Origin of the sequence: Natronospira elongata, from assembly GCF_034931365.1 — a bacterium.
Classification (GTDB): domain Bacteria; phylum Pseudomonadota; class Gammaproteobacteria; order Natronospirales; family Natronospiraceae; genus Natronospira; species Natronospira elongata.
Genome location: NZ_JAYGII010000101.1, coordinates 1 through 1029, shown reverse-complemented (window position 1 = coordinate 1029; position 1029 = coordinate 1). Strand labels below are relative to the sequence as shown.

The following is a 1029-nucleotide window of genomic DNA, read 5'->3' as shown; positions in this document are numbered from 1 at the left end:
CGGCATTGATCTGACCGTGAACCGGGGCGACTTCCTCGCCCTGGAAGGACCGTCGGGCTGTGGCAAGTCCACCCTGCTGTCCATCCTGGGCCTGCTGGACACACCCACCGCCGGCAGCTATGAACTGGCCGGGGTGCCGGTGCATGAGATCGATGCCGAGGAGCGCGCCCGGCTGCGCAACCAGGAGATCGGATTCATCTTCCAGAGCTTCAACCTTATCCCCGAGATGAGCGTGGCCGATAACGTCGGCCTGCCGCTGACCTACCGCAAGGGCGTGTCGGCCAAAGAGCGCAAGGAAAAGGTGATGGAATCCCTCAAGCGGGTGAACATGGAGCACCGTGCCGGGCATTTCCCCGGCCAGCTTTCCGGCGGTCAGCAGCAGCGAGTGGCCGTGGCCCGCGCCCTGGTGGGCAGCCCCTCGCTGCTGCTGGCGGACGAGCCCACCGGGAATCTCGACAGCGAGAACGGCGAGGCGGTCATGCGCATGCTCGATGAGCTGCACGCCCATGGCGCCACCATCGTCATGGTGACCCATGACCCCCGCTACGCCTCCCAGGCCGCCCGCCGCCTGCCCATGCTCGACGGACGCATCGCCGAAGCCCAGGCGGCTTGAGGGGTTTGTGTTGATGCGTATGCGTATTGCCTTTTGTCTTCTTGTGCCGGTTGGGCTTGCCGCCTGCGCCGGCGCGCCGGTCTATCTTCCACCCACCGAAGAACCGCCCGCCGTGGCGCTGGATCATTTTCCCTGGCAGGGCGAATCCCTGGTCAATGGGGGCGGGATGTTGGCGGATGAGCTCGATGCAGTCCTGGTCACTGAAGAGCCGGACCGGCTTCGTCTGCGTTGGCGAACCCAGGATCCCGAGCACATTGTCAGCTGGATTGATTGTGGCGAACTGCATAACGCCCATCATCTCGATATGCGCATTGATCAGGGCAGTGACGGCCCCTATGCCCTGTTCTTCACCCAGGGGGAGGGCGGTTATCTGGACATCATCCTCACCCTTGAGCGCGGCGACGAGGACAGTGTGC

2 protein-coding genes are annotated in these 1029 nt (G+C 64.4%); both read left to right on the top strand.

Annotation, left to right across the window (positions count from 1 at the left end):
* Positions 1–613: ABC transporter ATP-binding protein (locus VCB98_RS13930; protein WP_346053567.1), on the top strand; the 613-nt coding region annotated here is incomplete at its 5' end.
* A 13-nt stretch (positions 614–626) separates the two neighbouring features.
* Positions 627–1029, top strand: a 403-nt coding sequence (locus VCB98_RS13925) for a hypothetical protein (protein ID WP_346053565.1), incomplete at its 3' end; no start/stop codon positions are given.